Genomic DNA, 4,986 nt, shown 5'->3' with positions numbered 1-4,986 from the left:
TTCACGGCGAGTACCGCGTCTGGCCTCAATACGGCCGGGGATAGCACAACGCAGCCGTCACCAAGTCCGGTCAGCGCCTGCTGGGAACTCGGGCTGGGCTCGTGGGTACACGCCACCAGCAACACCGTCGGACAATTCAGCTTCGCCTGAACAGATGCCAAATATCTCGACAAAGCACTCGCTTCGCGCGTGGGCTCCATGCCATACTTCTGCCAGTCGAAGTACACCGGCACAGCCAATACGGGATCACCCGAAGCTGCGGACAACATGACCACGTACTCGGGGACATAGAACGTAGAATCACCCTCGTCCGAGTGATCGTCGTCCAGAGAGTCATCGTTGACCGACAGGCGGTAGGCCAATCGTGCGTGCTGGAACTCAGGCACGGACATACCGAATAGTTTGGCGAGTAAGTCCGCGGCAAGTGCTGGCCGGCACTCAAGCATGCTCGTCAAGCCGAGCTTTAGGCTCCCCGCTGAGAAGGCACCGTTGCCCGCGTCCAAGTAGTCGCCCGTCTCTATCTTGACGACCTTCTCATCATGACGCACCTCTCCGCCCTTATCACCACTCGCGCCTGACCCACCGGAGTCGCGGTCGCCGATTACATCATCTATAGATTCGGCAGTGACGGCATCAGCGATCCAGGCGCGAAGCTGTCCAATGTTGCTACATTCGGCAATCCGCAAGGCCGCCGGTTCGGGCACTTCAATGCCACGAGCATTCAGGGTCTGTAAGAGTCCTTCAGCCATACCTCTAGCCTTGGCCCCTGCCCGCACCAGGGCTTTAGCTTCCATCTCCCATCTTGCGTCCGTCTTGAGCTTGTACTCGTCAGATAACGACACCATCACTTGCAACACCTCCGTCGCCGTCCCAGAACGCGCCTTGCGCCCTCCCTCACGATGATGCCGAGCCCGATGTGGCCTTCCTGCTTCCGACGTCGCCATCCCGCTCCCAGGAGCGCTGGGAACCAGGCGCAGCACGCAAGCACACCAACAGCTCCTGCTTCCAGGTCAACTCGCCGTTGTGTGCGACGTACACGCCGTGGGGTGGTGATCTCGACCGCCCGGGATTTCAGCGCATGCCGGGCCAGGCGCGACCTCAACAACCATGGACTGAGCCGACCCGGTCCCCCCGGACGACCTCGGATCACCTGAGACGTTTGCACAGAGCGACGAGGTAGCGGCACGGGCGGGCCGTGGCGTTGACGAACGCGCGCGATACCGGGTCACCGAGCTGCAGGCAGTCGCCGGGGCCGAGTTCGTGCACGTCGTCGCCCTCGTGGAACTCGAGGTGGCCGTCGAGGACCCATATCTGCTGATGGATGAACGCGTAGGTGTCCGCGGAGATGGCGACCCTGGTGTCCGGCGGCAGCTCGACCTCGACCAGCTCCAGCGGACCGTTGACCGGAGGCGACACGGCGCGACGCCGGTAGCCGGTGTCCGGGTCTGTCCAGATGGGCTGCTCATCGGCCCGGACGAGGCGGCGACCGCTGCCCTCGGCATGCGCGATCAGCTCAGAGAGGGTGAGCTCCAGCGCAGCCGAGAGTTTGGCCAGGAGCGCCGCCGTGGGCTGCACCTCTCCGCGCTCGATCTTGCCGATCATCGCCCGCGATACCCCGGAGCTTTCGGCCAGCGCGTTGACTGACAGACCACGCGACGTGCGCGCCGCGTAGACCGTTGCCGCCAAGCGTGCGTTGAGATCGTCGTCGCCCATGCTTGTGACTATAGCTTCCGCCGTGACTACTATCTGAGCCAGACGGACGAGTCTGGCGAACTCGGCTGAGCCACCAGGATTCCCCGTGGACCAAACTTTGATCACATCGGTAGGCTCGCCAGCTATGACCGACGTGGACGAACAGGGTCGCCCAGAACCACCACTCACAGGCGACGAGACAGCCACCCTCCTTGGCTTCCTGGACTTTCAGCGCGCCACCCTAGAGTGGAAATGTGCCGGACTGGACGCGGCCGGGCTGAACGCGACCGTCGCCGCGTCGTCGATGACCCTGGGCGGGATCATGAAGCACATGGCCTGGGTGGAGGACTGCTGGTTCTCCCGCAGGCTGCACGGGCGAGACCCGATCTCCCCGTGGGACAACGCCGATTGGAAGGCCGACCCCGACTGGGAGTGGAACTCGGCGGCTGAGGACACTCCCGAGCAGATTCATGCACTGTGGCAGGACGCCGTGGCCACCTCCCGCTCGCTGGTCAAGAAAGCGCTGGCTGACGGCGATCTCGGACGGCTCGCCCACTGGACTTGGCCCGATGGTCGGGCGCTCAGCCTCCGGTGGATCCTGTGCCACATGGTCGAGGAGTACGCGCGACACAACGGCCACGCCGACCTTCTCCGAGAGTCCGTAGACGGAGAGACCGGAGAGTAGCTGCGACTCGCGCCCCAACCGTTGCGGGCATCCGGCCCGATCTTGGCCTGAAGGCGCGGCCGGCTTCGTTCTACGAGTCCAGCGGCTGCTTTGTGACCGATGAAGCCACTGCGCCAGGCAGAGTGCGAAACGCCGGCTCAGGCCTGCGCCGAGGGCAAGGGCGAAGAGACAGGGCTGGGGCGTCGTTTGCGCGGAGCGGCGGAGCGGGGCGGCTGCGCGCGCATGTGGTCGCGCACGCGGGTCATGATGTCGCCGAGGTGGTGCACGTCGTCGTCGGTCAGGGGTTCAAACAACAAGCGGTGGGTGACCTCGGTGTGCCCGGGCAGGACGCGGCCGAAGAGAGCCTGGCCGTCCTCGGTGATGGCGACCAGGGTGGCGCGCTCGTCGTCGGGACTTGGTCCGCGCGTGATGAGGCCGGCCTTCTCCAGCAGGCCGGCCTGGTAAGTCAGGCCGCTGCGGCTGTAGACGACGCCGTCGGCCAGCTGCGTCATGGTCAGTGGGCCGTCGGCGGTGGCGAGCCGGGCCAGGAGCTGGAACTGCACGTAGCTGATGTCGCCCTCGGTGCGTAGCTGCTGTTCGACCTGATGCTGGAGCATGCTGACGGCTTCCATGAGCGCGAAGTAGGCCCCCAGCTGCTGGGGACCGAGCGCCTGACCGCCGTCGGGGCCGGTGTCGTGGTGAGGGCCGCTCATGCCCCTACCGTACAGCTTCGAATCCAAAGCATTGTGACGACTGTCACCTACTCATCGGTTGTGCTTCGAAATCGAAGCAGGTACGTTCGTAATTGCTTCAACTTCGAAGCACGACGGCAGAGGAGAGAGCTCATGAAGGCAGTGCGTTACCACACCTACGGCGACAGCGACGTCCTGGTCTACGAGGATGCGGACCGTCCGGTGGCAGGCCCGGGGCAGGTGGTGGTGCGAGTCGCCGGCACCTCGTTCAACCCGGTAGATGTCGCGATCCGCGCGGGCCTGCTACAGCAGGTGTTCCCGTTAGCCTTTCCGCACGTTCCGAACTTCGACGTGGCCGGCGTCGTCGCCGAGGTCGGCGAGGGGGTGGGCGCCTGGAGCGTCGGCGACGCGGTAGTGGCGTTCCTACCGATGGCGGAGCCGGGCGCGGCCGCCGAGTACGTCGCCGCGTCCGCCGACGCGCTGGCCACCGCCCCAGGCACCGTCGAACTCGCCGACGCCGCGGCACTACCCTCGGCCGGGCTCACAGCCTGGCAGTCACTGTTCGAGCACGCCGGGCTGACGGCGGGACAGAGCGTGCTGATCAACGGCGCGGGCGGTGCGGTGGGCGGGTATGCCGTCCAGCTCGCAGCACAGGCCCGCGCCACCGTGACCGCGACCGCCAGCCCGCGCAGCCGCGACCGCATCCGCTCCTACGGCGCGGACCAGATCATCGACTACACCGCCACTCCCCTGCTGCAAGCCGTGGCCGGGCAGCAGTTCGACGTCGTACTGAACCTGGCGGCCACTAGCCCGGAGGAGACCGCCCAGCTGGCGGATCTGGTCGCCGACGGCGGAGCCTTCGTCAGCACCACCACTCCCGGCCCGGAGGATGCCGGGCGCGGGGTGCGGACGGTGCGAGTCTTTCTGCACAGCGACGCCTCCCAGCTCGCCGAGCTGGTCACCCGCGTCGACGCCGGAGAGCTGAAGATCGACGTGGCCGAACGACGGCCGCTGACCCACCTGGCCGCCGTCCACGGCGAGGCCGCCGCCGGACGACTGTCCGGCAAGACCGTCCTGACCCCCGCCTGAGCGACGACATTCCCATAGCAACGAATGGAGCGACACATGTTCTGGACAGCAGGCTTCCGCACCGCCGTCATCAGCCCCTACGAGCAGATCCAGCTTTCCGAACCGCGCGGTTTCGCCGACCAGACGGTGCGCCAGGTGCTCCACATGGCCGGCGGCGGAGAACGCCTCCGCGTACGCCTGACGAACCTCTACGGCCGGACGCCCTTGACCATCGCCGCCGCGACGGCCGCCACAGAGCAGGGGCAGGCTGTTCTCACCTTCGACGGTGCCGAGAAACTGACAATCCCACCGGGGGAAGGCGCCGCCAGCGATCCGATCGAGCTGCCCGTCGCCGCCGGGGCCGACCTGGCCCTCAGCCTCTACCTCCCTGAGGAGACGGGCCTGGCCACCTACTCCCACATGCCCATGGAGACCGCTCACGTCGTCGGCGGGAATCAGGTCACATCTCCCGCGCTTCCCGAGGCCGAGCACGTAGAGGCCCGGTTCTACGTCTCGAGCATCGACGTGCTCGCCCCGGACGACACCGCGATCGCCGTGGCATTCGGCGACTCCTGGTTCGAAGGGGTCGGCTCCACGACCGGCGCCAACAACCGCTCCGTGGACTTCCTCAACCGGCGCCTCGAGCGGGGATGGGTCGTCAACCAGGGCATCGCCGGAAACCGTCTATTACGCGACGAGGTCGGCGAGCATGCACTGGCGCGCTTCGACCGCGACGTGCTTTCGATCCCAGGCGTGACCCACGTCCTGGTGAACTTCGGCATCAATGACCTCGGCCTTCCCGGCATGTCCGGCGAGCTTCCCGCGACCTCCGACGAGCTCATCGAGGGCTTCACGACCCTGGCCCACCGC

5 protein-coding genes and 1 pseudogene are annotated in these 4,986 nt (G+C 66.5%); 3 read left to right on the top strand and 3 right to left on the bottom strand.

Annotated features, from left to right (window positions below):
- Together ELR45_RS33175 and ELR45_RS33170 are read right to left on the bottom strand one after the other, a co-directional pair.
- Positions 1 to 848, bottom strand: a pseudogene (locus ELR45_RS33175) (hypothetical protein); the annotation flags it as partial.
- A 298-nt stretch (positions 849 to 1,146) separates the two neighbouring features.
- Positions 1,147 to 1,713 carry a helix-turn-helix domain-containing protein gene (locus ELR45_RS33170; RefSeq protein WP_129670100.1) on the bottom strand — a complete coding sequence of 189 codons (567 nt, stop codon included), beginning with the start codon at positions 1,711 to 1,713 and terminating at the stop codon, positions 1,147 to 1,149.
- 124 nt (positions 1,714 to 1,837) lie between these two features.
- On the opposite strand from ELR45_RS33170, the gene ELR45_RS33165 reads away from it, so the two are divergent.
- On the top strand, positions 1,838 to 2,377 hold the full coding sequence (locus tag ELR45_RS33165; protein WP_129670099.1) for a DinB family protein: 540 nt from the start codon (positions 1,838 to 1,840) through the stop codon (positions 2,375 to 2,377).
- Positions 2,378 to 2,514: 137 nt separating this feature from the next.
- Here ELR45_RS33165 and ELR45_RS33160 read toward each other — a convergent pair whose 3' ends face one another.
- Positions 2,515 to 3,069, bottom strand: a complete 555-nt coding sequence (locus ELR45_RS33160; protein ID WP_129670098.1) for a MarR family winged helix-turn-helix transcriptional regulator — start codon at positions 3,067 to 3,069, stop codon at positions 2,515 to 2,517.
- 132 nt (positions 3,070 to 3,201) lie between these two features.
- Here ELR45_RS33160 and ELR45_RS33155 point away from each other — a divergent pair, with 132 nt between their 5' ends.
- Both ELR45_RS33155 and ELR45_RS33150 read left to right on the top strand, forming a co-directional pair.
- Positions 3,202 to 4,137: an NADP-dependent oxidoreductase gene (locus ELR45_RS33155; RefSeq protein ID WP_129670097.1), complete on the top strand. Its 936-nt coding sequence runs from the start codon at positions 3,202 to 3,204 to the stop codon at positions 4,135 to 4,137.
- A 36-nt stretch (positions 4,138 to 4,173) separates the two neighbouring features.
- Positions 4,174 to 4,986 (top strand): GDSL-type esterase/lipase family protein (locus tag ELR45_RS33150; protein WP_240760315.1); only part of this gene is annotated, 813 nt, incomplete at its 3' end.

This window comes from Phytoactinopolyspora endophytica, assembly GCF_004138495.1.
Taxonomy (GTDB): domain Bacteria; phylum Actinomycetota; class Actinomycetes; order Jiangellales; family Jiangellaceae; genus Phytoactinopolyspora; species Phytoactinopolyspora endophytica.
The sequence above is the reverse complement of the archived record's forward strand: the minus strand, read 5'-3'. Positions and strand labels throughout refer to the sequence as shown.

Bases quoted from the DNA above. Each gene is read 5' to 3' on its own strand.
- ELR45_RS33170 (WP_129670100.1), bottom strand. From the start codon at position 1,713: ATGGGCGACGACGATCTCAACGCACGCTTGGCGGCAACGGTCTACGCG.
- ELR45_RS33155 (WP_129670097.1), top strand. From the start codon at position 3,202: ATGAAGGCAGTGCGTTACCACACCTACGGCGACAGCGACGTCCTGGTC.
- ELR45_RS33165 (WP_129670099.1), top strand. From the start codon at position 1,838: ATGACCGACGTGGACGAACAGGGTCGCCCAGAACCACCACTCACAGGC.
- ELR45_RS33160 (WP_129670098.1), bottom strand. From the start codon at position 3,069: ATGAGCGGCCCTCACCACGACACCGGCCCCGACGGCGGTCAGGCGCTC.